The following is a 25,284-nucleotide window of genomic DNA, read 5'->3' on the forward strand; positions in this document are numbered from 1 at the left end:
TGCAGCGTTTCCTGACCATAACCCCCCCCTGACTTGTACGGGGCGGACCCAGTGTCCGTCCCGTAAGGGAGTCTTGTCATGAATTTCGCCAAGTTCTTCGTCGACCGGCCGATCTTTGCCGCGGTGCTGTCGATCCTGATATTCATTGCCGGCGCCATCACCATCCCGCTGCTGCCTATCAGCGAATACCCCGACGTGGTACCGCCCACCGTGCAGGTGCGCGCGGTCTATCCCGGCGCCAACCCGAGGGAGATCGCCGAAACGGTGGCCACGCCTTTGGAGGAGGCGATCACCGGAGTCGAGAACCTGATGTACATGAAGTCGGTGGCCGGCTCCGACGGGGTGTTGGCGATGACGCTGACCTTCCGTCCCGGTACCGACCCGGACGAGGCCCAGGTGCAGGTGCAGAACCGGGTCAGCCAGGCGCTGGCGCGGCTGCCCGAGGCGGTGCGCCGCCAGGGCGTGACCACCGACAAGCAGTCGCCCGATCTGACCATGGTGCCGCAGTTGATCTCGCCCGACGGCCGCTACGACAGTACCTACCTGCGCAACTATGCGGCGCTGCACGTGCGCGACGAGCTGGCACGCCTGCCCGGCGTGGGCCAGGCGATGATGTTCGGTGCCGGCGACTATGCCATGCGGGTGTGGATCGATCCTGACCGCGCCGCCGCGCGTGGGCTCACCGCCGGCGACGTGATCGCAGCGATCCGTGAGCAGAACGTGCAGGTTTCGGCCGGCCAGCTCGGTGCGCCGCCGACGCCGACCACGTCCGACTTCCTGGTCTCGATCAACGCCCAGGGACGCCTGACCACCGAGGAAGAGTTCGGCAACATCGTGGTCAAGGCGGGCAGCGACGGGCAGATCACCTACCTCTCCGACGTGGCGCGTATCGAACTCGGTGCCGCCGAGTATTCGCTGCGGGCGCTGCTCGACAACCAGCAGGCGGTGGCCATCGGTATCTTCCAGGCACCCGGTTCCAACGCCATTGCGCTATCCGATGCAGTGCGCGACAAGATGGAGGAACTCTCCCAGCGCTTCCCCGAAGGCGTGGAGTACACCATCGTCTACGATCCCACGGTGTTCGTGCGCGACTCGATCAAGTCGGTGATCAAGACCCTGCTCGAGGCGGTATTGCTGGTGGTGCTAGTGGTCACGCTGTTCCTGCAGACCTGGCGGGCTTCGGTGATCCCGCTGCTGGCGGTGCCGGTGTCGATCGTGGGCACCTTCGCCGTGCTCTATCTGCTCGGTTTCTCGATCAACAGCCTGACGCTGTTCGGCCTGGTACTGGCGATCGGTATCGTGGTTGATGACGCCATCGTGGTGGTGGAGAACGTCGAGCGCAACATCGAGGAAGGGCTGGCGCCGCTGGCAGCGGCCCACCAGGCCATGCGTGAGGTGAGCGGGCCGATCATCGCCATCTCGGTGGTCTTGTGCGCAGTGTTCGTGCCGATGGCCTTCCTCGAGGGCGTCACCGGCCAGTTCTATCGCCAGTTCGCGGTGACCATCGCTATCTCCACGGTGATCTCGGCGATCAACTCGCTGACGCTGTCGCCGGCGCTGGCGGCGATGCTGCTCAAGCCCCACGACGCGCCGAAGGATCGCCTGTCGCGGTTGATCGACTTCCTGTTCGGCTGGCTGTTCCGACCCTTCAACCGCTTCTTCACTGCCAGTTCCAACGGCTATCAGGGCGGCGTGGCGCGCAGCCTGCGCCGGCGCGGCGCGGTATTCGCCGTCTACGCGCTGCTGCTGGCGGGTACCGGCGTGATGTTCCAGATGGTGCCGGGGGGCTTCATTCCCACCCAGGACAAGATGTACCTGATCGGCGGTGCCAAGCTGCCCGAAGGGGCCTCGCTCGATCGTACCGAGGCGGTGATCCGGCGCATGACCGAGCTGGCCCTGGAGACCGAAGGAGTCGAGGCGGCAGTGGCGTTTCCGGGCCTCAATCCTCTGCAGTTCACCAACACGCCCAATTCCGGCACGGTGTTCTTTGGCCTGGAAGCATTCGGCGACCGCCAGCGCAGTGCCGAGGAGATCACCGCCGAGCTCAACGGCAAGTTCGCTGCCCTGCAGGAGGCCTTCAGCTTCGCCTTCATGCCGCCGGCGATCCTGGGGCTCGGCTCCGGTTCGGGATTCTCGCTGTTCGTGCAGGATCGCGCCAACCTTGGCTACGGCGAGTTGCAGAACGCCGTCGATGGCCTTAGCGGGGCGCTGGCGCAGACCCCGGGAATGGGCTACCCGATCACCTCCTACCAGTCCAACGTGCCGCAGCTCGACCTGAACGTCGACCGGGTCAAGGCCAAGACCCAGGGCGTGGCGCTGACCGACCTGTTCGAGACCTTGCAGGTCTACCTTGGCTCGGTCTACGTCAACGACTTCAACCGCTTCGGACGTACCTGGCAGGTGATGGCCCAGGCCGATGGCGATTTCCGCATGGACGTGGCCAACATCGATCGCCTGCGTACCCGTAACGTCTATGGGGAGATGGTGCCGATTGGCAGCATGATCCGCATCGACCAGAGCTTCGGCCCCGACCCGGTGATTCGTTACAACGGCTACCCGGCGGCGGATCTGATGGGCGAGGCCGACCCGCGCGTGCTGTCGTCGAGCCAGGCCATCCAGGTGGTGGAGCAGCTCGCCGCGGGGGGGCTGCCTGCCGGCATGGCCTTCGAATGGACCGACCTGAGCTATCAGCAGGTCAACCAGGGCGGGGCGGCGCTGATCGTGTTCCCGCTGGCCATCCTACTGGTGTTCCTGGCGCTCGCCGCGCTCTATGAGAGCTGGACGTTGCCGCTGGCGGTGATCCTGATCGTGCCGATGTGCATGCTCTCGGCGCTGATCGGCGTGAAGCTAACCGGTGGCGACAACAACATCTTCGTCCAGGTGGGCCTGGTGGTGTTGATCGGCCTGGCGTGCAAGAACGCCATCCTGATCGTCGAGTTCGCTCGCGAGCTGGAGATGCAGGGACGCGGCATCGTCGAGGCGGCGCTGGAGGCGTGCCGCCTGCGCCTGCGCCCGATCATCATGACCTCGATCACCTTCACCGCCGCGGTGGTGCCGCTGATGCTGGCTGGCGGTGCCGGCGCCGAGGTGCGCCAGGCACTGGGCACGGCGGTGTTCGCCGGCATGCTCGGCGTGACTCTGTTCGGCCTGTTCCTGACCCCGGTGTTCTACGTCGCCCTGCGCAAGCTGGTCACGCGTGGGCAGGCCGAACCCGGCGATGCACAACCCGTGGAGGGCGCCTACCATGCCTGATCTGGCCAAACCCATGAGAGCCATGCGTAACCTGCTGCCGTTGCCGCTCGTTCTGGCGCTGGCCGCCTGTGCGGTGGGGCCCGACTACCGCGCGCCGACACTGCCCGAGCCCGCTGCTTTGGTACGCGCGGAGCCGGGGCTGGTCACAATGGAAGCAGTCGAGCGGGAATTCTGGCGCGGCTTCGACGATGCGCTGCTGACCGAGCTGGTCGAGGAGGCCTTCGATGCCAACCACGACCTGCGCATCGCCCTGGCGCGCCATGACCGCAGCCTGGCGCTACTGCGCCAGTCGCGTCGCGACCTGGCGCCCAGCGTCACCGCCCAGGGCGGCGCCGCCCACCAGCGTGTCAGCGCCGACCAGATGCCCGAGGCGACGCGCTCCCAGCGCGACTTCGAGAGCTATGACGCCGGCGTCGCCGCGCTGTGGGAGCTCGACTTCTTCGGCCGCGTGCGGCGCGCCGTGGAAGCCCAGCAGGCCGAAGTGGAAGCATCGGCTGCGGATGTGCGCGCCATGCAGGTGGTGGTGGTCGGCGAGCTGGTAGATCAGTACATGCGCCTGCGCGGCCTGCAGGAGCAACTGCGCGTGGCCGAGGACAATGCCGACTACCAGCGTGAGTCGCTGGAATTGGTGGATGCACGGCTGGAGGCCGGACGCGGCACCGAGTTCGACAGCGTGCGCGCCCGGGCGCAGCTCGAAAGCACGCTTTCGCGCATCCCGGCACTCGAGGCTGAGATCGCTGCCATCACCCATCGCCTGGCGGTGCTGACCGGGCGCGAGCCCGCCGCACTGGTCGCCCGACTGGAGGCACCCGCGCCGCTACCGGCACTGCCTGACCAGGTGGCAGCCGGGCTGCCCGGCGAACTGCTGCGCCGCCGGCCCGATATCGCCGCCTCCGAGCGACGCCTGCATGCCGCCACCGCCAGCATCGGCGTGGCCACAGCCGACCTCTACCCGCGTTTCACCCTGAGTGGCTTGCTCGGTACCCAAGCCGCCAGCACCGGCGAGCTGTTCGGCCGCGACAGCGAGACCCGGCTGGTGGCGCTGGGGGTGGATTGGTCGTTCCTCGACAGCGGCCGGGTGCGCGCACGCATGGCCGCCGCCGATGCCGAGGCCGAGGCCAACCTGGCGCGCTACGAGCAGACCATACTGCTGGCGCTGGAAGAAGCCGAGACGGCACTTGCCCGCTACGCCCAGTTGCTGCGTGAACGTGAGCACTTGGCGGCGGCCGCCGAGGCCAGCACCGAGGCGGCCCGTCAGGCGCGGGTACGCTTCGAGGTCGGCGTGATCGATTTCCTCGAGGTGATCGACAGCGAGCGTTCGCGACTCGAGGCCGAGGATGGCCTGGCGCGAGCCAACGTGCGCGCTTCCACCGCCCTGGTGGGACTCTACCGGGCGCTGGCTGGCGGCTGGGAGGAGCGCATGAACGAGCCGCGCCAGGCGAGTGCCGAACCCGCGCTGACCTCCACCTGAGAGGGCGAGCCTCCGGCTTGCCCGCATGATGACGAGACGGCATGGCGCCATGCGCCGTGCCGGCTCAACCTGTTCCACGTTCCGCCGTACACCCCCAGTAAGCACTCGCTGACCCGGCACTGCCGGTAGGAAGATGCGTTTCACCATTTTCTGCTATGCTGCTCGCCTTCCTTTAGACGAAGCCCAGCCTCGGCCGGTGCCTTCGCCATTCATTCTCGTAGGTCCATTTCCGTGTCCGACTCTCCCAATGATGGGGCCTTTGTCTCGCTGCCGCTGGCACCAGAGCTGCTGACCAATCTCGATTCGCTCGGCTACCACGCCATGACGCCGATCCAGGCCGCCAGCCTGCCGCCGGTGTTGGAGGGCCGCGATGTGATTGCCCAAGCCAGGACCGGCTCGGGCAAGACGGCGACGTTCGGCCTGGGGCTGCTCTCGCGCCTCGATATCCCGCGCTTTCAGGTTCAGGCACTGGTGCTCTGTCCCACCCGCGAGCTGGCCGATCAGGTGGCCGGCGAGATCCGGCGGCTGGCGCGCACGCTGCCCAACGTCAAGGTGCTGACCTTGTGCGGCGGGGCGCCCTTCGGCCCGCAGCTGGCCTCGCTGGCCCACGGCGCGCATGTGGTGGTGGGAACGCCCGGCCGCATCGAAGAGCACGTGCGCAAGGGCGCGCTCGATCTCGCCGCGCTCGACGTGTTAGTACTGGACGAAGCCGACCGCATGCTCGACATGGGTTTTCAGCCCAGTCTGGAGTCAATCGTCGGTGCGACGCCCGCCAGCCGTCAGACCCTGCTGTTCAGCGCCACCTTCAGCGACGAGATTCGGGGCATCGCCCAGGGTCTGATGCGTGACCCGGCCGAGGTGGCGGTGGCCGAAAGCCATGATGAAAACACCATCCGCCAGCGCGTCTACCGGGTGGCCGGCGAGGCGGAGCGCTTCGAAGCCCTGCGCGGGCTGTTGCTACAGCATCGGCCGACCGCAAGCGTGGTGTTCTGCAACACCCGGCGCGAAACCCAGGAGTTGGCCGATGCCCTGTGTGAAGCGGGCTTTAGCGCCCTGGCGCTGCACGGCGACCTGGAGCAGCGCGATCGCGACCGCATCCTGGTACTGTTCGCCAACCGCAGCGTCTCCATCCTGGTGGCCACCGACGTGGCGGCCCGCGGGCTGGATATCGCCGCGCTGGATGCGGTATTCAACTACCAGATCGCCCGCGACCTCGAAGTCCACGTGCATCGCGTCGGGCGTACCGGCCGCGCCGGCGGTTCCGGCATCGCCTGCACCCTGGTCAGCGAGAGCGAGGCCTATCGCCTCGAGCGGCTGAACGAGTTCCTCGGTGAACCTCTCGAGGAGGCACCGCTGCCGCCGCGCGACGTGCTGACGCGGGAGCCCTTCCTGACGGAGATGGCCACGCTGCAGCTCGATGGCGGCAAGAAGCAGAAGGTGCGCCCCGGCGATATTCTCGGCGCACTGACCGGCGAGGGTGGCATCGAGGGGAAGCAGGTGGGCAAGATCAAGGTGCTGGAGCGCAGCGCCTACGTCGCCGTGCAGCGCGAGGTCGCCAAGGCAGCTCTCGCCCAGCTCGGCACGGGCAAACTCAAGGGGCGTTCGTTTCGCGCCCGGCGCGTCAGTCGCTGATAGCGGCTGAGAACAGAAGGAGGATAGGTGAAGGTACCTAAGCGATTGCAGCCGCTGATCGACGACGGCTTGATCGACGCAGTCGAAAGCCAACTGATGAGCGGCAAGGAGGCCCAGGTCTACGTGGTGATTTCCCACGGCGAGCGTCGCTGCGCCAAGGTCTTCAAGGAGGCCAAGCAGTGCAGCTTCAAGCAGGCGGTGCAGTACCAGGAGGGACGCCGCGAACGCAACAGCCGCCGCGCGCGGGCCATGGCCAAGAAGACCCGTTATGGCCAGAAGGAGCAGGAACAGGCCTGGCTCAACGCCGAGGTCGACGCCCTCTACCGGCTGGCGGCGGCCGACGTGCGAGTGCCGCAGCCCTACGGTTTCATTGATGGCGTGCTGCTGATGGAGATGATCAGCGATGCCGAGGGCCTGACCGCCCCGCGCCTGGACGACGTGATCCTGAGCCCCGAGCAGGCCCGCGAGTACTACGCCAAGATCCTGCGCGACGTGGTCAAGATGCTGTGTGCCGGCCTGGTGCACGGGGATCTTTCCGAGTTCAACGTGCTGCTGGCCACCGACGGTCCGGTGATCATCGACCTGCCCCAGGCGGTGGACGCCGCCGGCAACAACAGCGCCGAATGGATGTTCGAGCGCGACGTGGACAACATGCGCCGCTACTTCGGCCGCTTCGCTCCGGAGTTGCTCGGCACCGACTACGGTAAGGAGATCTGGGCGCTCTATGAATCCGGCGAGTTGCATCCCGAGAGCCGACTGACCGGCTGCTTCGAGCATGACATCGGCACCGTGGACGTGGAGGAACTGATGAGCGTGATCGAGGACGTGCGCGAGGAGGAGGCCTATCGCCAGGGGACACGCAACCGCGGTGATGAACCCGGCGTTGAGGAGGCCGCCGAGGAGTGGCGGGAATCCCAGCGAGAGCGTTGAGCCGAATTGGAGTACCCTTTCGAATCATCTCCAATAACCGAGCGAGGATCGCCATGTCGTTGCGTAAGACGTTGCCCATCCATTCCGGACGCTGGCTTGCCATTGCCTTGGCCCTGCTGCTGGCAGGGTGCCAGATGCAGCCACCGGAGCCACCCGACGAGGACAAGGCGGCCATCGACCGTATGCTGGGGCTGATCGACGAGCGGCTCGACGTGGCGCCGCTGGTGGCCCAGTCCAAGTGGAACAGTGGCGCGCCCATCGAGGCACCCGAACGTGAGGCGCAGATCCTCGACCAGGTGGCGGAGGATGCCGAAGCCGCCGGCGTCGATGAGGACTTCGCCCGGCGCTTCTTCGACAAGCAGTTCGAAGCCAGCAAGCAGATCCAACGGCGCCTGCACCATCAATGGCTGCAGGAGGGGCGTTCCACTTTCGCCGACCCGCCCGACCTCGCCGAGGAGGTGCGCCCGGTGCTCGACCGCCTGACGCCGCAACTGATCGAATCATTGGCCGACATCGAGCGTATCGCCGCGGTCGAAGGTTCGGGTCGCTATCTCGAACGGCGCGCGACAGAGCTGATCCAGGACGACTTCGACGGCGAGCCGCGTGACGTCTCGATCCAACCGTTGGTGGAGCGCCTCACACCCTAGCGCAAGGGGATGAGTCAGAGCGTCCAGGCTGCGGGGTGCCCAGGCTTGAGCGCGCCCTGTTCGTCCCAGTCGTCCCAACCGGCGAAGGGAATCGGCGCCTCGTCGTCGAGCCCTTCCAGCCGCCGTGCCCAGGCGGGCTTCTCCGCTTTCAGGCGCTCACGGAATGCCGCCTCGTCCTGGTAGCTGAGCCCGCCGCCCGCGTGGAAATCGCGGTACTAAGTGCCGAGCCAACCAGCTCTTCAACCTCTCCCAGCGAGGCCGGTTCACTCCTCGGGCAGGGCGTAGGCCATCACGCTGTCGCCCAGGCTGGTCTCGGCCTGAAAGGCTCCGCCCGCGGCAATCACCACGTATTGACGTCCCTCGTGCATATAAGTCATCGGCGTCGCCTGGCCGCCTGCTGGCAGGCGCGCCTCCCACAGCATGTCGCCGCTGGTGTTGTTGAAGGCGCGGATATAGTCATCCATGGTGGCCCCGATGAAGGTTACGCCGCCGGCGGTTGTTACCGGGCCGGCACTGGTGGGAGCGCCCACGGTCATTTTCAATCGCGTGGGAATGCCCCAGGGGCCCTGGTCGAAGCTGGTACCGATCGGCCGGGACCAGACCAGTTCGCCGGTGGCGAGGTCGGTGGCGCTGAGAAAGCCCCAGGGCGGCGCGGTACAGGGCATGTCCAGCGGCGAGAGCCAGGCACCGCGCTCTGCGGCTACCGGTGCGCCGAGCATCGGCTGTGCTTCCTGGTCGATGTAGCTGGCGTCTTCCTCGCCGATCGGTGCGATGTTCTCCATCTCCTCGGCTTCCTCGCGCGGATAGAGTACGACGCTCGATGGCATGCGGTTGTTGTTGACGATCATCAGGCCGTTGTCGAGATCGAAGGCGGCGCTACCCCAGTTGATGCCGCCGAGAATGCCCGGGAACTGTAGCATCCCGCCGGGATGATCGAGGGTCGGCGGGGTGAACATGCCCTCGTAGCGCATGCGTTCGAATTGGATGCGGCAGTAGAGATGGTCGAGCGGTGTGGTGCCCCAGGTATGGGCACCGGTGAAGTATTCGACCTCCTGGCCGGGTATCGATCCGAAGTTGGGCATGCCCGGTGAGAAGCGCTGCACTTCGGCCGTCCAGTCACCCTCAATGGTGCCCTGCGGTACCGGGCGCTCCTCGATGGGCAGCAGCGGTTCGCCGGTTTCCCGATCAAAGACGAACACCTGCCCGTATTTGGTCGCCTGAACGACGGCGGGGCGAGGGCCTTCGGCGGTGGGAAAATCGATCAGCGCGGGTTGGGCACCCAGGTCGTAGTCCCACAGGTCGTGGAGCACCGTGGTGAACTTCCAACGTACCTCGCCGCTATCGGCCTCCACTGCAACCAGCGTAGCGGTGAATTCATCCTCATCGGGGCTGCGACCGCCACCGTACTGGTCGTTGGTAGGGTTGCCGGTTGGCAGGTAGACCAGCCCCAGCTCTTCGTCGGCGGAGATCGCTGACCACACGTTGGGTGTGCCGCGTGGGTAGACCTCGCCTTCAGGCGGCTGCCGGTCCGGAGTGGTCCATACGGCATCCCAAGTCCATTGCCACTCGCCGGTAATGGCATCGTAGGCGCGTACGGCGCCGGAAGGCGCGTCGCGACGCTGGTTATCGGTAACCTGATGGCCGACCACGACGATGCCGTTCACCACGGTCGGTCCGGAGGTGTTGGAGAGCAGCCCCAACGCCTGCGGATCCATACGGTCGTTGAGGTCGACAGTGCCGTTATCGCCGAAATCGCTGCACGGTGAACCGTCATCGGTGTCCAGCGCCATCAGCCGTCCATCCAGCGTACCCAGGAGCAGTCGGCGTGGGCACTCTTCCACCGGCTCGGGAGCTTCGAAATAGGCTACCGAACGACAGGCAGTCGAGAAGACATGTTCCTGGGCTTCCACGGTGACCTGCGGATCGAAGTGCCACTGCTGCTCACCGGTGCCCGGGGCGAGGGCGAAGACCTGGTTACTCTGGGTGCAGACATAGAGGCTGTCGCCGATTTTCAGCGGGGTGTTCTGAAAGGCGTAAGGGGCGGCTTCGCTGGGCGGTTCGTCGCCGGTATTGAACTCCCAGGCGACCTCAAGCCGATCGGCATTGTGCGGCGTGATCTGATCGGCCGGCGAGAAGCGCTGAGCCAGGTTGCTGCCGCCATAGGCAACCCAGTCGGTGGAGTCGGGAGCGCTTGGTTGGCGGATATCTTCGGCCGCCACCGTGGTGGGGGCGTCGGGACCGGAGTCGAAAACGAGCCATAGCACCGACCCGAAATAGCCGGCAAGAATCAGCACGCCGAGCAGTGGACCGGCGTAGGGCAATCTGGGCTGGTAGTAGCCGCGGCGGTATATCGCGGGCAACAGCAGCAGGGCAATGGCCAGCAGGACGGCCATGAACCCGGTGCGTGCCATCAGGTCGATGTGCCAGGCCGGCATCCAGCCCTTGCTCGCGATCTCCCATAGCGACCAGAGGAAGGTGCCCGCCACGGTAGCGGCATAGAGCCAAACTCCCGATGGCAAACCAAGCAAGAGCATGACGGAAGCCACCAGCGTGGCAATGCCGGCCAGGAGAAAATAGATCGTACCGCCGAGATAGAGCAGATAAGCGCCGCCCAGCGACATGGCCAGGCCGAGCAACAGCAGAACGACAGCGAGAACGGTGACGGCCCAGCCGGCCACACCACGTGAGGAATGCGCATCCATGGCAGTACCCGTTGTGTTGTCAGGGCGAGGAGCTGTCCGCTTGTTGGACACGCCTAACCCTAGGTCACATCGGGGGTTGGCGCCATGAACTCAGCCAAGGAATCGAGTGTATTTGCCATGTGATTATCTAGTTATGTTATAACGTTTCGTCTATCGCATACGCTTGCAGGGGGAAATCGAATGGGACGGCAACGACATACCTGGCTGGGCGGAAGTCTGGCCTGCCTGCTGATGGGGCCGGTGGCCTGGGCCGACATGGGGGAAGCCGGCGAGCCGCGCACCCTCTCGCCATTAGTGGTCACCGCCACCCGCACCGAGATCCGCCGCGAGGAGGCGCCCACCGGCTACTCCGAGATCAGCCGCGAGGACATCCAGCGCACGCCGGCGGCGACGCTGGCCGATATGCTGCGCGATGTGCCGGGTATCTCGCTGGAAGAAGAGCGCGATGGTCGCAGCCTGATCAGCGTGCGCGGCCTCAATCCCGAGCACACCCTGATCCTGCTCAATGGTCGCCGGCTCAACGTCACCGACGAACTGATCGGACACAGCGACTTCCGCATGGCGCAGATTCCCGTGGCCGCCATCGAGCGTATCGAGGTGGTGCGCGGCCCCACCTCGTCTCTTTATGGCGCCGATGCGCTGGGCGGGGTGATCAACGTCATCACCCGCACGCCGGAGGAATGGACCACTACCCTGGGCACGCGCTACGGCTGGGTGGAGCGCCAGAGCGGCGGCAGCGAGCGTGTCGCCAGCCTGTTCACCGGCGGGCCGATCGGCGAGCGGGTGGGGGCCACCTTCGGCCTGGACGTGTACGATCGCAGTCCGGCTCGCGACCGCCAGGACCCGGAGATGGATCACCGCGAGGGGCGCGACGCCTTCACCGGCTACGGCAGCCTCGACTTCCGCCCCAACGAGGCGAGCCGCTGGGAGCTGTTCCTCAACGTCAGCGACGACGAGCGCGACACCATCACCGGGCCGGGCCCCGACGACTGGCGCGAACTGGACCTGCAACGCTACAGCGTCGGCATTCGCCACGACTACCAGGGCGATACCTGGAGCTCGCGGGTCGATCTCTACCGCTCGCGCAGCGACTCCGAGGAGGTCCAGATCTCCCGCGAGGAAGTGCACACCGACGACGTGCTGGATATCAGCGCTAGCCGCGACTGGGGCGGGCACCACACCCTCACCCTGGCCGGCGACGTACGCTTCGAGAGCTTCCAGCGCGAGCGCGCGGGAGTCCAGGAGCTGGACGAGAGCGTGCGTCACCGAGGCGCCCTAGTGCAGAACCGCAGCTACCTGCTGGACGACCGCCTGATCCTCACCCTGGGCACGCGGCTCGACGACCATAGCCGCTACGACAGCCAATTGAGTCCGCGCGTGGGCGGCGTCTACGCGCTCACCGACAGTACCCGGCTGAAGGCGGACTATGCCCGGGGCTTCGCCGCGCCGGACCTGCGCCGCTCCTCGCCGGACTTCATCGGCGGCCCACCCATGCCGTGGCTGGAGTTCGTCGGCAATCCCGACCTCGAACCGGAGCGCACCGACAGCTACGCCCTCGGCATCGAGCACGACGCCGGACCCTGGCACGCCTCGGCGACGCTGTTCCGCAACGACGTCAAGGACCTGATCGACGCCGCCTGCATCGCCAACTGCGGCAGCCGCAGCCCCATGGCGCCGGAGATCCACGAATACAGCAACGTCGAGCGGGCGCGCACCCAGGGCGTGGAGCTGGAGCTCGGCTGGCAGCCCGGCGAGACCTGGCGGCTACGCGGCAACTACACCTACCTGGAGGCCCGCGACCGCCAGACCGACCAGCGCCTGGAGCGCCGCCCCCGCCAGCGGTTCAACCTGCTGGCCGAGGCGGAACTGTGGCAGGACGGCCGGCTCAACCTGCGCGGCGAATACATCGGCGACCAGCGCATCAATGACGAGAACGCCTCCGGCTACACCCTGTGGCACGTCGGGGTCAGCCAGCGACTGACGCCGCAGCTTAGCCTGCGCGCCGGCGTCGAGAATCTCACCGACCGGCAATTGCATGAGGTGGACGACGCCTACGGCCACGAGATTCGCGGGCGTTTTTATCATGTAGCCGCCAATTGGGAGTTCTGATGGTCAGGCCGTTGTGGGGGGCGGTGTGGGTGCTGGTGGCGTGCCTGTTCTCCAGCGCGGCGTCGGGCGCTGTTATGAGCACAGCGGCGAGTGCCGGCGAGCCTCGTCTGTCGCTGATCGCCAACAATCCGGTGCGTCCCGGCCTGCTGAGCCAGATGGAGGCACTGGGCCGGGAGGCGGGGGTGAGGGTGGAGGCGCGCCACGCCCGTGAGCTGGGCGGCAGCGCCGAGCGGCTGGAGGTCGGGGCCGACCTGACGCTGTTCTTCGCCCCGGCCCACGAGCGCGACGACCAGGCGCTGGTGGAGGCACTGCGCGCCCGCGCCGCCGAGTTGGGCGCGAAGGCGGTCTTCGTCCAACGCGACGAGGTGAGCGCCGTGGGCGTGGCGCCGGAACGGGCGGAGCGGCTTGCCGCCTACCTGAGCGAGGGCGGCCCCGGCAACCTGCGGGCCTTCTTCGCCTACCTCACCGGCCCGCTGCTGGGGCGGCATGACGAGGCGGTGCCCGAGCCGCGGCGTTTTCCCGACCTTGGCATCTACCACCCTCGCTACGATGGCCTGATTTTCGACGACCTGGACGCCTACCGGCAGTGGTATGCGCAAGCATCGGGGCATGAGTGGTCGCCCCGGGCCCCGGTGATCGGCGTGGCGGTGCACGACAGCCACGTGCGCTATGGCCTCACCGATTGGATCGACGCCACCGTCGCCCATGTCGAGACGGCCGGCGCGGTGCCGCTGGTGTTCTACTTTCCCGAGATGGCCCCGCCGGAACACGGTATGGCGGCGCTGCTGCGCGAGAACGGCGAAACTGTCGTCGACGCCCTGCTCAACTACCGCATCACCCTCAACCCCGAAGGGCGCCGCGACGACCTCGAACGCTTGGGTGTGCCGGTACTGCAGGGGCTCTATACGCCCGGCGACGAAGCCGAGTGGCGCGCCGACCCCGAGGGCTATCCGCGCACCCGCACGCCGGTCTACTTCGCCACCGCCGAGATGGCGGGCATCACCGACCCCACGGTGGTCGCCGCCGAGCGTGCCAGCGACCGGCAACTGGTGCCCATCGAGCCGGAGCTGGGCAGCCTGGTGCGCCGGGCGCTCAATCACGCCGCCCTGGCGCACCTGGACAATGCCGACAAGCGGCTCGGCATCTACCTCTACAACTACCCGCCGGGGCGCGGCAATTTCTCCGCCTCCCACCTCAACGTGCCGGAGAGCCTGGCGGCCTTCTCCGCCGCGCTGGAAGAGGCCGGTTACGCGGTGCGCGCCGTGGAAGCGCAGCGACTCGTGGAGGCGGGGCGGCAACTGGTCAAGATCTTCTATCCCGTACCCCCGGATGGGCCAGAACTTCAGGCCGGGCCAGAACCCCAGAGCGGTCCAGAACGTGACGAGGCGCGGGCGGCCCTGGAGGCCCTGGAGCAAGCCGGGCTGGCCGAGCGCTTTCCGGTGGCGGAGTACCTGGCCTGGCTGGAGCGTCAGGACCCGGCGCTGCGCGACGCGGTGGAAGCGCAGTGGGGCGGCGTCGAGCGGGCCCGCACCTGGGTGGAGGACGACGGCGAGGCGTATTTCGTCATCCCGCGCCTGAGCCTCGGCAACGCCGTGGTGCTGCCCCAGCCGCCGCGCCATATACATGACGCCGGGGTGGAGCACGTCCACGGCTATCACGACACCGACCTGCCCTTCAGCCACGACTACCTGGCCGGCTACGCCTGGCTGCAGGCACGCTTCGGCGCCCACGCGCTGATCCACTTCGGCACCCACGGCACGGCGGAGTACGGCCCCGGCAAGGCGCGCGGCCTGGCCCGTGGCGATGCGCCCCACACGGTGATTGGCGAGCTGCCGCACGTCTATCCCTACATCGTCGACAACCTCGCCGAGGCGACCCTGGCCCGGCGCCGCGCCCGGGCCACCATCGTCTCTCACCAGACTCCGCCCTTCGCCCCCGCGGCGCTCTATTTCGAGCTGGTGGACCTGCACGACCTGGTCCACGACTGGGAGCAGATGGACGACGGCCCGGCGCGGCGGCGGGTCGGCGAGCGTATCCTCGAACTGGGCGAGGAGCTGGGCGTGAACGACGACCTGGGCCACGGCGGCGGTATCGGCGAGGCGGAATTCCCCGCCTATCTGGAGCGGCTGCACGACTATATCCACGAGCTCGCCGTGCAGAGCGAGCCGCTGGGGCTGCACACCTTCGGCCGGCCGGCGCGGGACGAGCACCTGATCGCCACCGTGATGCAGATGCTCGGCGAACCCTATTACAGCGTGCTGGAGGCGGACGCCCACGCGCGCGAGGAGCTATTCAGCGGCGACGCCGAAAACGCGGTGCAGGATTCCCTGCCCTACCAGGTGCTCCACCGGGCGCTGATCGAAGGGGCGCCCAGCGACGACCCGGCGCTGCAACCCTGGATCGAGCGCGGCGACGCCTATCTCGCCGACCTGCGCCAACAGAACGAACTGCCCGCCTTGCTGGCGGCGCTGGAAGGGCACTTCATCGAACCCTCGGTGGGCGGCGATCCGCTGCGCAACCCGGACTCGTTGCCCACCGGGTGCAACCTCTACGGCTTCGACCCCTCGCGGGTACCTACCCGCGCCGCCTACCAGACCGGCGCAGAGCTGTTCGAGGAACTGCTCGCCGGGCATATCGAGGCCCATGGCCGGCCGCCCCGGCGCATCGCCTTCTCGCTATGGGCCATGGAGGCGATGCGTCACCACGGAGTGATCGAAGGGCAGGCGCTGGCGGCGCTGGGCGTCGAGCCGCGCTGGGACGAACGCGGGCGCCTGGCCGGGGTACGCGTGATTCCCCAGGAGGAGTTGGGCCGCCCGCGGGTGGACGTGGTGCTGCAAGCCACCGGCCTCTATCGTGACTCCTTCGCCGACGCCATGGCGCTGCTGGCCGAGGCCGTGGCGGAGGTGGCGGTGCTGGACGAACCGGACAACCCGGTGCGCCGCGCCAGCCGGGTGCTGGAGAACCGGCTGCGGGCGGCGGGGCTCGACGCCGAGGACGCTCGGCGGCTCTCCCGGGCACGGCTGTTCTCCTCCGCCAGCGGCGAATACGGCAGCGGCATGGCGGATGTCGCCGCCGACGTGGACGCCTGGTCCGGCGCCGAGGGCAACGACGAAGCGGCGCTGGGGCGGATCTTCCTGGAGCGCTTCGACCACGTCTACGGCCCCGACCCGACCCACTGGGGCGAGCGGGTGCCCCAGTTCGACCTCTTCGCCACGCAACTCGCCGGGGTGGAGAGCGCCGTGCTGGCGCGCAGCTCCCACCTCTTCGGCCTGCTCAGCACCGACGACCCCTTCTCCTACCTGGGCGGGCTCTCCGCCGCCGTGCATGCCGCGGGCGGCGAGCGGCCGGCGCTGATGATCAGCAACCTGCGCGACCCCGGCGCCGGGCGCATCGAGACGGCTAGCCACTTCCTCTCCCGCGAGCTGCGCACCCGCTATCACCACCCGCGCTGGCTGACCAGCATGATGGAAGAGGGCTACGCCGGCACCACCCAACTGCAGGCCACCGTGGATAACCTCTGGGGCTGGCAGGCCACCGCGCCGGAGATGGTGCGCGACGACCAGTGGCAGCGCTTCCACGACATCTACCTGCGCGACGTCTATGAACTGGGGCTGGAGGTGTGGTTCCGCGAGCACAACCCTGAAGCCTTCCTCAACATGACCGAGCGGATGCTGGACGCGGTGCGCACCGGTCATTGGGACGCGGACGACGCCACCCGGCGCTCCCTGGCCGAACTGCACCGGGAGTGGCGCCAGCTCGCCGAGCACGTGCCCACCAGCGCCGCGCGGGAAGCCTTTATCGCCGACCTGGCGGCGGACTTCGATAGCGAGGGAGAGAACAACGAAGCGGCAACCGGCTTCGGGCGGGAAGGCCAGGCGCCGCAAGCGGTACCGGTGGTGGGCGAACTCATCCAGCCGTTACCGGAAGCGCCCCCCGAGCCCGGCCAGGCCGGCGCAAGCCCCCTGTGGCGGGAGCTGGCCTATCTCATCGCGCTGGCGCTGCTGGTCGCGGCGGGCATGGCGCACCAGTGGCGACGCGCCCACGCGCACTCCGCCTCCCTCCATCAATCCATGCAACTTTGACCATGAAGTCCTGATATGACCACTCTCGAACTCTGGATGTACGAACTGGGGCGGCTGTTTCTGCTGCCGGTGCTGGCGCTGATCCTGCTGCTTTTCGCCTACTCCTTCTACGCGCTGGGCAGCTTCCTGATGGAAACCTGGCAGCGCCGCCGGGGCGACCACGCCTGTCCGCTGGCGCGCTGGTGCCGCGAACACGGCAGCGACGACAGCGACGGGTTGGAACTGCTCATCCTGCGCCGCCTGGAACCGCTGCGCATCGTCTCGCGCACCGCGCCCATGCTGGGCCTGGTGGCCACCATGATCCCGCTGGGGCCGGCGCTGCTGGCGCTGGGCGACGGCGACCTCGCCAGCGTCGGCGAGCAACTGGTGGTGGCCTTCGCGGCGGTGATCCTGGCGCTGATCACCGCGTCCATTACCTACTGGATCGTCACCGTGCGGCGGCGCTGGCTGCTCGCTTCGCTGCACCGCATCGAGCGTGAGCGCGCCGTGCCCGTGGCCGGGACGCGGGGCGTGGGAGGAACGGCATGAGGCGCTTCCTGGATATGGAGGACGACGATCCGCTGCTCTCGGTGGTCAACGTCATCGATGTCTTCCTGGTGATGATCGTGCTGCTGCTGATCGTCGTCGCCCAGCGCGAGGCGGCGTATCACGCCGACAGCGAGGGCGGCGTGGCCAGCGAGCGCAGCGAGACGCTGGAGCGCTTCGAATCCAGCGGCACCCTCGGCGAGGGACAGGGCGTGCGTGCCGGCACCACCTACCGCCTGCCCGATGGCTCCCTGGTGCTGGTGCCGGACGGCGACTGATCGTCCGGTTTCAAGCGCCCTCGGGCGGGCGGGAGAAGTAACGTCCGGGGCTGGTCCCCAGGCTGCGTCGGAAAGCGGCGATGAAGGCGCTCGTCGATTCGTAGCCGACCTCCTGGGCCACGGCCGTGACCGAGTGCCCTTCCGCCAGCAGGGGCAGGGCGGCGAGCAGGCGGGCCTGCTGTCGCCAGGCAGCGAATCCCATGCCTGTCTGCGCCTGGAAGCGTCGCGCCAGGGTGCGTGGCGAGGCGCCGACCGTGCGGCCCCAGGTGGTCAGGTCGTCCCGGTTTGCCGGGTCGTCGCGCAGGGCGTCGCAGATCCGCCGCAGCGCGGGGTCGTGGGGTTCGGGGAGGTGCAGCGGCAGCGTGGGCCCTTCGTGCAGTTCGTCCAGCAGCACCGCGACCAGTCGCGCGCCGACACCGTGGGCGGTCGTCTCGGCCGGCAGTTCCATCAAGCGCAATATCAACTCGCGCAGCAATGGCGAGACGTTGATCACGCGCGGCTGGGTGGGTAACCCCGGTAGGCGCTCATCGAGATAGAGCGTACGCAGCTTCACGGCCCGGTGCATCAGCAGGGCATGTTCCTGGCGAGCCGGTATCCATACCGCGAGCTGGGGCGGCACCATCCATCGTCCTGCCGGGGTCGATACCGTCATCACGCCGTGGGTGGCGAAGACGAGCTGAGTGCGCACGTGATGATGGAGCCCGGTATCCCAGCCGGCGGGATAGTCGCAGGCATAGGGTTGCACGGGGCCTGGAGCGCTCTCGATGCGTCGCTGCAGCTCGTCGCGTGGCAGGGGAGTGGCGTGGGTCATGTTGTCCGTTGCGCGATATATCCTGTCGGAATGGCGAGAGAAGCCGCTTCGAATCCAGTTTAGCCTGAAAGACCGGCAACCCTGGAGCCTGCCCATGAGCGGCAATCGCATTCGGTTACTGTTCCTCAACGTGGGGCATGCCTATGCCCACTATTTCATGCTGATACACCCTACGGTGGCGGTGGCGCTCGAGAGCCGTGGCCAGGGCGATTACGGTGCATTGTTGCTGCCGGCCACGGCGGGCTTCGTCGCTTTCGCCGCCTTCACCCTGCCGGCGGGCTGGCTGGGCGACCGCTGGAGCCGCCAAGGCATGATGGCCGTGATGTTCCTGGGGCTCGGTGTGGCTTCCCTGCTCACCGGCTTCGCCAGCGGCCCCTACCAGATGGCCGCCGGCCTGTTCCTCATGGGCAGCTTCGCGGCGATCTATCATCCCGTCGGCATCGCCCTGGTCGCGGAGAGCGGCGAAGGGGTTGGCCAGGCGCTGGGCGTGAACGGCGTGTGGGGCAACATGGGCGTCGCGGCGGCGCCGCTGGTGACCGGTGCGCTCGCGGGCATGCTCGGCTGGCAGGCGGCCTTCCTGATTCCCGGTGCGCTGTGCCTGGCGAGCGGCATCGCCTACCTGGCGCTGGTTCCGGCCGAACGCGGTGCGCGCGGGGTGTCTGCCGCCGCCGAACCCCCGGCAGCGGTGCAGACCTCGGCGGCGCTGCCCGGGCGAATCCTCGCCTATCTGGTCGTCACGGCCTTGATGGGTGGGCTCGTGTTCGCGGCCACCACCGTCGTGCTGCCCAAGATCATGGAGGACGCCTTCAGCGGTGGCGGGAATGGTCTGGTCAGCGCTGCCGGCCTGGCATCGCTGGTCTTTGCCTGCGCCTCCATGGCGCAACTCGTCACCGGCAAGGCCGTGGACAGGGTCTCGCCTCGATGGTTGATGCTGCTGCTGGCGCTGTTGCAGATGCCGCTGTTCCTGCTGATGGGGCAAGTTGGGCAGTGGTGGGTAGTGGCGTTGTCGCTAGGGTTGATGATAACGGTGTTCGGTGTCATCCCCGTGCAGGACGCCATCGTGGCGCGTCATACCGCAAGCGGCTGGCGGGCGCGGGTCTATGCCGTGAAATATGTGCTGTCGCTGGGCGTCGGTGCCCTGGCCGTGCCGATCGTGGCCTGGGGGTACGATCCGGCCAGCGGTTTCGTCCGGCTCTACCTGCTGCTGGCCGCCTGTGCCGTCGGCGTGGCGATGGCCGCGCTGTTGCTGCCGGCCCGGCGCTACGCGCAGGCGGCCCTGGGCGACAACGCATAACGCCGACCGCCGGGCGCCTGCCCTGGCAGAGGCTCGGGGCATGGCAGGAGGCAATGGAGATAACGAATGAAGCGCTCTTCCCAGGCGACCGAACGGCTGTTACCCAAGGAGGCCGTGGCCGCCTTCGACATCATCGTTCGCGAGCTGGGCGAGAGCGTGGTCGGCGTCTATCTGTTCGGCTCGGTGCTGACCGGCGGCCTGCGCCCCAATAGCGATGTGGATGTGCTGGTAATCGTCAGCCAGTCACCCGAGGAGCCGGTGCGTCGGCGCCTGATCGAGGCGTTGATGCGAGTCTCCGGTAGCCCTGCGAACGACGGCTCGCCCCGGCCTTTGGAGGTGACGGTGCTGTGCCGGCAGGCGCTGGTGCCGTGGCACTACCCGCCGAGGAGCGAGCTGGTCTACGGTGAATGGCTGCGGGACGAGTTCGAGCAGGGCCGGATACCGCCGGCGACTACCGACCCCGACCTGGCCGTGGTGCTGACCACCGCCAGGCAGTCGAGCCTGGTCCTGTACGGGCCGGAACTCGCGGAGCTGATCGCGCCGATTCCCGAGGCGGACCTGCGGCGGGCAATCATCGATTCGCTGCCCAGCTTGATCGATGGATTGCCGGGCGACGAGCGCAACGTGCTGCTGACCCTGGCACGGATGTGGATGACCCTCGTAACGGGAGAGATCGCGCCCAAGGATGTGGCCGCCGCCTGGGCGTTGGAACGCCTGCCTCCCGAGCACCAGGCCGTGATGGCGCTGGCGCGGCGCGGTTATCTCGAAGGGGAACGTCTCGAAGGGAGTGGTGAGGGTTGGGCACAGCGCAAGCCGCAGGTGGAAGCGCTGGCGGTCTACCTGCAGCGCGCCATCGCTTGCGCTTCCTCCGGCATGATGGACTAGTCTCTTGGCACTCTTAGTAAATGCCAAAGGCAGTGAAAGATAGAGGAGTGTCGATATGAAAGTGGTAACCCTGAAGAGCCCCGGTGGGTTGGAACATCTGCGAATCGTCGAGCGGGAGGCGCCCGGCGAGCCGGGCCCTGGCGAGATTCGTGTGCGCGTGCATGCCAGTTCGCTCAATTTTCATGACTACGGCGTGGTGGCCGGCAAGATGCCAACCGAGGATGGCCGCATTCCCATGTCCGACGGTGCAGGCGTGGTCGAGGCGGTGGGCGAGGGCGTCGAGGAGTTCGCCGTGGGCGATGCGGTGGTCTCCACCTTCTTCCCCTACTGGCTCGACGGCCCGGCGCGGGTTGGCGATTTCAAGACCACCCCCGGCGACGGTGTCGATGGCTACGCCCGCGAGCAGGTCATTCGCCCGGCTACCTGGTTCACCCATGCGCCCCAAGGCTACAGCCATGAGGAAGCCGCCACGCTGACCACCGCGGGCCTCACCGCCTGGCGCGCGCTGGTGGTGGATGGCAACCTCAAGGCCGGCGATACCATCCTCACCCTGGGTACCGGCGGCGTTTCCATCTTCGCCCTGCAGTTCGCCAAGGCGATGGGCGCGCGGGTGATCTCCACCTCATCCTCCGACGAGAAGATCGAAAGGCTCAAGCAGCTCGGCGCCGATCACACCATCAACTACAAGGCCGAGCCGGAGTGGGGCAAGAAGGTGAAGGCGCTCACCGACGGCCAGGGCGTCGATCATGTGATCGAGGTCGGGGGACCGGGTACGCTGCCGCAGTCCATCGACGCCGTGCGCATCGGCGGTCATATTTCGCTGATCGGCGTGTTGACCGGGCGTGGGGGCGAGGTACCCACCGCCAAGCTGATGGCCAAGCAGGCGCGCCTGCAGGGGCTGATCGTCGGCAGCCGTATCCACCAGCAGGAGATGGTGCGCGGCATCGAGGCCAGTGGCGTACGCCCGATCATCGACAGTCGTTTTTCTCTGGAAGAGATCGCCGACGCCTTCCGCCACGAGGAGGCGGGGCGTCACTTCGGCAAGATCTGCTTATCTTGCTAGCCGGAGGAAGCCGCCGCCAACTGCTGCAGCGCGCCCTGGGTGTCGGCGTCCGCGGGGAAGAACGACTCGATGGCGAGTTCCTCCAGGGTGATGTCGAGCGGGGTGCCGAACACCGTGGTGGTGCTCAACAGCGACAGCACGCGGCCATCCGGCATGACCAGCTCCAGCGGCACGACGATCCCGCCGTGGCACGACGGTACGCTGGCCAGGTGGGGGCGAGCGCCGGCCGGTGCCGGGTAGCCCTTCAACTCCTCGCCGAGCGAGGCCAGCGCCGGATCGGCGGTCGTCTCGGCCTGGCGTGCCAGTCGCTCGAGAATATGGGTGCGCCATTCACGGAAATTGCCGATGCGCGATGCCAGCCCCTGGGGATGCAGCGTGAGCCGCAGCACGTTGACCGGGGGCTTCAGCAGTTCGGTGTCGATTCCGTTGAGCAACGCCTCGAGCGGCCGATTGGCCATCAGCAAGTGCCAGTGGCGGTCGACGGCCAGCGCAGGGTAGGGGGCATGGCTCGCCAACAGCCGTTCGATCACGCCGCGCACCGCGCCCAGCTCGGGCGCGTCGATGCCGCGCTCGCCGAAGGCAGGAGCGTAACCGGCGGCGAGCAGCAGCCGGTTGCGCTCGCGCAGGGGAATGCCCAACTGCTCCGCCAGGCGCAGCAGCATCTCCCGGCTGGGCGTGGCGCGGCCGGATTCGACGAAACTCAGGTGGCGCTGGGAGATGTCGGCCTCGGCGGCGAGTGCGAGCTGGCTCAGCCGCCGCCGCTGGCGCCACATCTTCAACAGCTGCCCGGGGGTAGTGGAGTTCATGGTCATGGCATCAGATTAGGGAAACACTGCGCAAATGCCTACACAAGCGAATCGCTGCGTTGCGCGGCGCGCGGAATCCTCACATATACCCCATATGCTCCGGTTGACTCGCAGCCTCCGGCTTCTCGCCCCTTCGGGGCCAGCCTACGGCTGTTTGTCGCTTCGCTCGGTTCTGTGCTCCGTGCGCCTTGCGCTTCATCTCGCTCGGCTATTTGTCCAGCATTTCCTTCGCGCCAAGCGATATGCTTGACTATTACCTTGTAGGTAATCGCCAGGCTGCACGAGGTGGACGAAGCTGTCGAGGCAAACCCACCACAGGAGCAACGCCATGACCGCCTACGCCATCGCCCGCCTGCAGGATGTCGCCATGGGCCCCGAGATCGTCGAGTACCTGGAGAAGATCGATGCCACCCTCGCGCCCTACGGCGGCCGCTACCTGGTCCACGGCGGCAACACCGAAGTGCTGGAAGGCAACTGGCAGGGCGACACGATCATGCTCGGCTTCCCCAGCCTGGAACAGGCCCGGGCCTGGTATCGCTCCGAGGCCTACCGGCGCATTCTGCCGCTTCGCACCGCCAACGCTATGGGCGACGTCATTCTGGTGGAAGGTGTCGAGGAAGGACACCGAGGCATTGATATTCTTGATTAGATACTCCAGACGGTGTCAGCCTGGCCTTGTGGCTGAGGGCGCGAAATCCCCAGTATCTGCGTAATTCAGGCTGGCTATTCGCCGCGGCTTCTCCGACATTACGGCACATGGAACCCGTTGCGATAGCGGCGGGAGTCGAGACTGCTTGCCGAGGGAACGAGAATGAAAAAGCGCTTTGCCACCTTGTTGAGTTCACTGGCCATCGTGCTGATGGGCTGTACCGCCATGGAGGGCTCGATGACCCACGACGAGCCACTGGAGAACACCTACTGGAAACTGACCCAGGTCAGCGATGCGACCCCTGAGGCGGTGGACAACCAGCGCGAGGCGCATTTCGTGCTGCACACCGAGGAGAACCGCGTGGCGGGCTCCACCGGATGCAACCACCTGGCGGGCAACTATCGGCTGGAGAGCGACGCTCTTCACTTCGGCCCCTTGATCACCACGCGCATGGCCTGCCTGCAAGGCGGCGAGACCGAGCAGGCCTTCCTGGCCGCACTGGAGGCGACGGCGACCTGGCAGATCGAAGGCCAGACGCTGACTCTGCGCGATGCGTCAGGCACTGCCGTGGCGCACTTCGAGGCCGTACATCTTTACTGAGCGATGACTGACCTTACGAATTCCCCCTTGGCTCGGGTATAGGCTTCGCGATCCGTGTGGTGACGCGAAGCCAACTCGCGCTTGAGGGCGGCATAGCGCTCGGCCAGTGCCGCATCGGTGCACAGGGCGTCGCGAAAGGCCAGCCGCTTGTGCCACAGGTTGCCTCCGTGCACCACCACGTGCAGGTGGTGGGTGCGGCGACCGTTGACGTGGCGCATGAACCAGCGGCGGTCGGTCAGGCAGGTGTTGAACTCGACCGAGGTCACGTAGCCGTGATCGAGAATGAGCTCGAACAGAGAATCGGCCATGGCCATGGAGGCAACCCCGGCCATGACGTCGATGATGGGCTTGGCCGGCATGCCGGGGATGGCGGTGCTGCCGATATGCTGCACGTCGATCAGCGCGGTGGGGAAGCGCTCCAGCAGACGCTTGCGCTCGGCCTCGAAGCGTGCCGGCCAGGCGGGGTCGTACTCCGCCAGGCGCACCGGCTCGTCAATGGCCTGCTGCAGCGACTGGGCTTCGTTCATGGGGGCTCTCGGAAGCGGAGGTTTGCTGGAGGGGGGCGGGCTCGCGCTGATGACGCAGGGCGCCGGGTGGATGGCCGTAAATGCGCTTGAAGGCGCGGCTGAAGGCCGCGGTACTGCCGTAGCCCAGGCGGTAGGCGACGGTTTCGATGGGTTGGCGCTCGCGGCCGATCCACTGAGCTGCCAGGCGCATGCGCAGCTCGGTCACGTAGCGGTGCGGCGTCATGCCCGTTACCGCCAGGAAGCGCTCGGCAAATACCGAGCGCGAGTTGCCCATCTCGGCGGCGAGTTCCGCCACCGTCCAGTTGCGCCCCGGCTCGCGATGCAGCGCGGCAATGACGCGGCCCAGGCGCGGGTCGCGCAGCGCCTCGATCCAGCCGCTGGCATCGCCACAGCCGCACTCCACCCAGCCGCGCACGATGAAGGCCGCCATCACATCGGCGAGCCGCGCCAGAATGGCGGCATAACCCGCACGCTCGTTCTTCGCCTCACGCTCCATCGCCTCGAGCATGGGCAGGATTTCGGGCTGGCGCTCGAGCAGGGTGCCGACGTACATCACTTCGGGCATCAGCGAAACCAGGGCGTGCATGCTGCCCAGGTCGAACTCCATGCAGCCGCTGAAGGTCAGGGCGCCGTCGAGGGTGCAATTCTTCGGGCAGGCGCGAATCGCACTGACTGCCTCGCACAGCCTGGCGCTTTCGAAGGCGGCAACATCCTGGGCCGGCTGGTCGGGGGAGGAGAGCAGCGCATGCAGGCCGCCGCGTGGCAGCAATAGCGCATCGCCGGTCGAGAGGGTATGAACGCTGCCGCTGGGGCTGCGCAGGTAGACGGGGCCGCGGGCCACGAAGTGGAACTGCGCCCAGCCCGCCACCTGGCCGAACTCCACCCCCATTGGGAGTGAGAGCTGGATGCGGCGATAGGCGATGCCTCGCAGGCGCATGCCGAGCAGCAGCTCACTGACCAGGTCGTTGGGTAATTCCGGTTTCGGCATCTCGCGCTCCTCCTCATCGTATCTGCGCAACCA

19 protein-coding genes are annotated in these 25,284 nt (G+C 67.4%); 14 read left to right on the plus strand and 5 right to left on the minus strand.

All coding sequences use genetic code 11. The features are described from left to right. The first annotated feature begins 78 nt into the window (after positions 1 to 78). From HOP51_RS15900 to aroQ, 5 genes are all read left to right on the plus strand, one after another. Positions 79 to 3,252, plus strand: a complete 3,174-nt coding sequence (locus HOP51_RS15900) for an efflux RND transporter permease subunit (protein WP_234274894.1) — start codon at positions 79 to 81, stop codon at positions 3,250 to 3,252. Further along, a complete protein-coding gene (locus HOP51_RS15905) occupies positions 3,245 to 4,723 on the plus strand; it encodes an efflux transporter outer membrane subunit (RefSeq protein ID WP_234274895.1) in 1,479 nt (492 codons plus the stop codon). The genes HOP51_RS15900 and HOP51_RS15905 overlap by 8 nt, the downstream gene beginning before the upstream one ends. A 231-nt stretch (positions 4,724 to 4,954) precedes the next feature. Beyond that, complete coding sequence (dbpA, locus tag HOP51_RS15910; RefSeq protein WP_234274896.1) at positions 4,955 to 6,355, plus strand: ATP-dependent RNA helicase DbpA; 1,401 nt, start codon at positions 4,955 to 4,957, stop codon at positions 6,353 to 6,355. A gap of 27 nt (positions 6,356 to 6,382) precedes the next feature. After that, complete coding sequence (locus HOP51_RS15915) at positions 6,383 to 7,285, plus strand: PA4780 family RIO1-like protein kinase (protein ID WP_234274897.1); 903 nt, start codon at positions 6,383 to 6,385, stop codon at positions 7,283 to 7,285. A 53-nt stretch (positions 7,286 to 7,338) separates the two neighbouring features. Further along, the gene (aroQ, locus tag HOP51_RS15920; RefSeq protein ID WP_234274898.1) at positions 7,339 to 7,932 is read left to right on the plus strand and encodes a gamma subclass chorismate mutase AroQ; all 594 of its coding nucleotides are present in this window, start codon (positions 7,339 to 7,341) and stop codon (positions 7,930 to 7,932) included. Positions 7,933 to 8,195: 263 nt separating this feature from the next. Here the strand turns inward: aroQ and HOP51_RS15925 are convergent, their stop codons facing one another. Continuing rightward, positions 8,196 to 10,634, minus strand: coding sequence for a membrane-bound PQQ-dependent dehydrogenase, glucose/quinate/shikimate family (locus tag HOP51_RS15925; protein WP_234274899.1), 2,439 nt, complete (start codon positions 10,632 to 10,634; stop codon positions 8,196 to 8,198). A 180-nt stretch (positions 10,635 to 10,814) separates the two neighbouring features. Here HOP51_RS15925 and HOP51_RS15930 point away from each other — a divergent pair, with 180 nt between their 5' ends. From HOP51_RS15930 to HOP51_RS15945, 4 genes are read left to right on the plus strand one after another with little or no spacing between them, the layout of a single operon-like run. After that, positions 10,815 to 12,743 carry a TonB-dependent receptor plug domain-containing protein gene (locus tag HOP51_RS15930; protein ID WP_234274900.1) on the plus strand — a complete coding sequence of 643 codons (1,929 nt, stop codon included), beginning with the start codon at positions 10,815 to 10,817 and terminating at the stop codon, positions 12,741 to 12,743. Next, complete coding sequence (gene cobN, locus HOP51_RS15935) at positions 12,743 to 16,825, plus strand: cobaltochelatase subunit CobN (RefSeq protein WP_234274901.1); 4,083 nt, start codon at positions 12,743 to 12,745, stop codon at positions 16,823 to 16,825. The genes HOP51_RS15930 and cobN overlap by 1 nt, the downstream gene beginning before the upstream one ends. Positions 16,826 to 16,840: 15 nt before the next feature. Further along, positions 16,841 to 17,353, plus strand: coding sequence for a MotA/TolQ/ExbB proton channel family protein (locus HOP51_RS15940; RefSeq protein ID WP_234274902.1), 513 nt, complete (start codon positions 16,841 to 16,843; stop codon positions 17,351 to 17,353). After that, positions 17,350 to 17,628, plus strand: coding sequence for a DUF2149 domain-containing protein (locus HOP51_RS15945; protein WP_234274903.1), 279 nt, complete (start codon positions 17,350 to 17,352; stop codon positions 17,626 to 17,628). Before HOP51_RS15940 ends, HOP51_RS15945 begins: the two co-directional genes overlap by 4 nt. 10 nt (positions 17,629 to 17,638) lie before the next feature. Here HOP51_RS15945 and HOP51_RS15950 read toward each other — a convergent pair whose 3' ends face one another. Further along, entirely contained in the window at positions 17,639 to 18,439 is an 801-nt protein-coding gene (locus HOP51_RS15950) for an AraC family transcriptional regulator (RefSeq protein ID WP_234274904.1), read from the minus strand. Between the two features lie 94 nt (positions 18,440 to 18,533). On the opposite strand from HOP51_RS15950, the gene HOP51_RS15955 reads away from it, so the two are divergent. From HOP51_RS15955 to HOP51_RS15965, 3 genes are all read left to right on the plus strand, one after another. After that, positions 18,534 to 19,733 carry an MFS transporter gene (locus HOP51_RS15955; protein WP_234274905.1) on the plus strand — a complete coding sequence of 400 codons (1,200 nt, stop codon included), beginning with the start codon at positions 18,534 to 18,536 and terminating at the stop codon, positions 19,731 to 19,733. A 66-nt stretch (positions 19,734 to 19,799) separates the two neighbouring features. Then, complete coding sequence (locus HOP51_RS15960; protein WP_234274906.1) at positions 19,800 to 20,618, plus strand: aminoglycoside adenylyltransferase family protein; 819 nt, start codon at positions 19,800 to 19,802, stop codon at positions 20,616 to 20,618. Positions 20,619 to 20,673: 55 nt separating this feature from the next. Beyond that, complete coding sequence (locus tag HOP51_RS15965) at positions 20,674 to 21,681, plus strand: zinc-dependent alcohol dehydrogenase family protein (protein WP_234274907.1); 1,008 nt, start codon at positions 20,674 to 20,676, stop codon at positions 21,679 to 21,681. Here the strand turns inward: HOP51_RS15965 and HOP51_RS15970 are convergent. Then, a complete protein-coding gene (locus HOP51_RS15970; protein ID WP_234274908.1) occupies positions 21,678 to 22,487 on the minus strand; it encodes a helix-turn-helix domain-containing protein in 810 nt (269 codons plus the stop codon). The genes HOP51_RS15965 and HOP51_RS15970 overlap by 4 nt on opposite strands. Before the next feature lie 328 nt (positions 22,488 to 22,815). Here HOP51_RS15970 and HOP51_RS15975 point away from each other — a divergent pair, with 328 nt between their 5' ends. After that, on the plus strand, positions 22,816 to 23,136 hold the full coding sequence (locus HOP51_RS15975; protein WP_234274909.1) for a DUF1330 domain-containing protein: 321 nt from the start codon (positions 22,816 to 22,818) through the stop codon (positions 23,134 to 23,136). Between the two features lie 162 nt (positions 23,137 to 23,298). Next, a complete protein-coding gene (locus HOP51_RS15980; RefSeq protein WP_234274910.1) occupies positions 23,299 to 23,736 on the plus strand; it encodes an META domain-containing protein in 438 nt (145 codons plus the stop codon). On the opposite strand, the gene HOP51_RS15985 is transcribed toward HOP51_RS15980, so the two are convergent. Then, on the minus strand, positions 23,730 to 24,263 hold the full coding sequence (locus tag HOP51_RS15985; protein ID WP_234274911.1) for a GrpB family protein: 534 nt from the start codon (positions 24,261 to 24,263) through the stop codon (positions 23,730 to 23,732). The two genes, HOP51_RS15980 and HOP51_RS15985, sit on opposite strands and share 7 nt — an antisense overlap. Then, complete coding sequence (locus tag HOP51_RS15990; protein WP_234274912.1) at positions 24,229 to 25,251, minus strand: AraC family transcriptional regulator; 1,023 nt, start codon at positions 25,249 to 25,251, stop codon at positions 24,229 to 24,231. The genes HOP51_RS15985 and HOP51_RS15990 overlap by 35 nt, the downstream gene beginning before the upstream one ends. Between the last annotated feature and the right edge of the window lie 33 nt (positions 25,252 to 25,284).

It is taken from the genome of Billgrantia zhangzhouensis (genome assembly GCF_021404465.1).
GTDB classification, from domain to species: Bacteria; Pseudomonadota; Gammaproteobacteria; order Pseudomonadales; family Halomonadaceae; genus Halomonas; species Halomonas zhangzhouensis.

Bases quoted from the DNA above. Each gene is read 5' to 3' on its own strand.
- HOP51_RS15900 (WP_234274894.1), top strand. From the start codon at position 79: ATGAATTTCGCCAAGTTCTTCGTCGACCGGCCGATCTTTGCCGCGGTG.
- HOP51_RS15905 (WP_234274895.1), top strand. From the start codon at position 3,245: ATGCCTGATCTGGCCAAACCCATGAGAGCCATGCGTAACCTGCTGCCG.
- aroQ (WP_234274898.1), top strand. From the start codon at position 7,339: ATGTCGTTGCGTAAGACGTTGCCCATCCATTCCGGACGCTGGCTTGCC.
- HOP51_RS15925 (WP_234274899.1), bottom strand. From the start codon at position 10,634: ATGGATGCGCATTCCTCACGTGGTGTGGCCGGCTGGGCCGTCACCGTT.
- HOP51_RS15930 (WP_234274900.1), top strand. From the start codon at position 10,815: ATGGGACGGCAACGACATACCTGGCTGGGCGGAAGTCTGGCCTGCCTG.
- cobN (WP_234274901.1), top strand. From the start codon at position 12,743: ATGGTCAGGCCGTTGTGGGGGGCGGTGTGGGTGCTGGTGGCGTGCCTG.
- HOP51_RS15940 (WP_234274902.1), top strand. From the start codon at position 16,841: ATGACCACTCTCGAACTCTGGATGTACGAACTGGGGCGGCTGTTTCTG.
- HOP51_RS15945 (WP_234274903.1), top strand. From the start codon at position 17,350: ATGAGGCGCTTCCTGGATATGGAGGACGACGATCCGCTGCTCTCGGTG.
- HOP51_RS15950 (WP_234274904.1), bottom strand. From the start codon at position 18,439: ATGACCCACGCCACTCCCCTGCCACGCGACGAGCTGCAGCGACGCATC.
- HOP51_RS15955 (WP_234274905.1), top strand. From the start codon at position 18,534: ATGAGCGGCAATCGCATTCGGTTACTGTTCCTCAACGTGGGGCATGCC.
- HOP51_RS15960 (WP_234274906.1), top strand. From the start codon at position 19,800: ATGAAGCGCTCTTCCCAGGCGACCGAACGGCTGTTACCCAAGGAGGCC.
- HOP51_RS15965 (WP_234274907.1), top strand. From the start codon at position 20,674: ATGAAAGTGGTAACCCTGAAGAGCCCCGGTGGGTTGGAACATCTGCGA.
- HOP51_RS15970 (WP_234274908.1), bottom strand. From the start codon at position 22,487: ATGAACTCCACTACCCCCGGGCAGCTGTTGAAGATGTGGCGCCAGCGG.
- HOP51_RS15975 (WP_234274909.1), top strand. From the start codon at position 22,816: ATGACCGCCTACGCCATCGCCCGCCTGCAGGATGTCGCCATGGGCCCC.
- HOP51_RS15980 (WP_234274910.1), top strand. From the start codon at position 23,299: ATGAAAAAGCGCTTTGCCACCTTGTTGAGTTCACTGGCCATCGTGCTG.
- HOP51_RS15985 (WP_234274911.1), bottom strand. From the start codon at position 24,263: ATGAACGAAGCCCAGTCGCTGCAGCAGGCCATTGACGAGCCGGTGCGC.
- HOP51_RS15990 (WP_234274912.1), bottom strand. From the start codon at position 25,251: ATGCCGAAACCGGAATTACCCAACGACCTGGTCAGTGAGCTGCTGCTC.